Origin of the sequence: Vibrio sp. 2096 (assembly GCF_033339595.1) — a bacterium.
Lineage (GTDB): Bacteria > Pseudomonadota > Gammaproteobacteria > Enterobacterales > Vibrionaceae > Vibrio > Vibrio alginolyticus.
In genome coordinates this window covers 1-1,166 of sequence record NZ_JAWOUX010000082.1, presented here as the reverse complement: position 1 = coordinate 1,166, position 1,166 = coordinate 1, and the positions used below count along the sequence as shown (strand labels likewise).

General features: G+C 48.5%; 1 protein-coding gene. It reads left to right on the top strand.

The genetic code is table 11. The annotated features are described in order from the left end of the window. Nucleotides 1–1,166 (top strand): thiamine pyrophosphate-dependent enzyme (locus R7Q41_RS24205; protein WP_318144729.1); only part of this gene is annotated, 1,166 nt, incomplete at both ends.

The window sequence follows — 1,166 nt, the reverse complement described above, 5'->3', positions numbered from 1 at the left end:
TGATTTGGTTTGTTACCGTCGTCATGGTCACAACGAAGCGGATGAACCGAACGCGACTCAGCCGTTGATGTACCAAAAAATCAAAAAGCACCCAACTCCTCGTAAACTGTACGCCGATGTTCTGATTGATAAGAATGAGTCGGATATTGAAACTGCAACGCAGTTGGTGAACGAGTATCGTGATGCACTTGACCGCGGTGAAGTAGTGGTGAAAGAGTGGCGTCCGATGGCATTGCATTCTGTAGACTGGTCTCCTTACTTGGGACACGAGTGGGATATGCAATGGGAATCGACCTACGATAAGCAACGCCTTGTCGAGCTAGGTAATCGTTTATGTCAGTACCCGGAAAGCCACAAGCTGCAAAGCCGAGTAAACAAGCTGTACAACGATCGCTTAGCAATGATGACAGGTGAGAAGGCTATTGACTGGGGTATGGCTGAAACATTGGCTTACGCGACATTGGTAGACGATGGTAAGCGTATCCGTATTTCTGGTCAGGACTCAGGTCGTGGTACTTTCTTCCATCGTCACTCAGTTCTTCACAACCAATCAGATGCAAGCACTTACATCCCGCTAGCGAATATCCATGACAAGCAGGGGCCTTTCCAAGTTTTTGACTCTGTGTTGTCGGAAGAAGCTGTTCTTGCATTTGAGTACGGTTATGCAACAGCTGAACCTGGTGGTTTGACCATTTGGGAAGCGCAGTTTGGTGACTTCGCTAACGGCGCACAAGTGGTTATTGACCAATTCATTTCGTCTGGTGAGCAAAAGTGGGGACGTTTGTGCGGCCTGACGATGCTTCTGCCTCATGGTTACGAAGGCCAAGGTCCGGAGCACTCATCTGCTCGTCTAGAGCGTTACCTTCAATTGTGTGCTGAGCAAAACATGCAGGTCGTTGTACCATCAACGCCAGCTCAGGTGTACCACATGATTCGTCGTCAAGTAGTACGCCCAATGCGTCGACCATTGATTGTAATGTCTCCTAAATCATTGCTTCGTCATCCTCTTTGTACTTCGACTCTAGAAGACCTTGCAGAAGGTACGTTCCAAGCAGCGATCCCTGAAGTGGATAACTTGGAGCCAAGCAAAGTGAAACGCGTCGTGTTCTGTTCGGGTAAGGTGTATTTCGACCTTCTTGAGCAGCGTCGCAACAACGAGCAAGAAG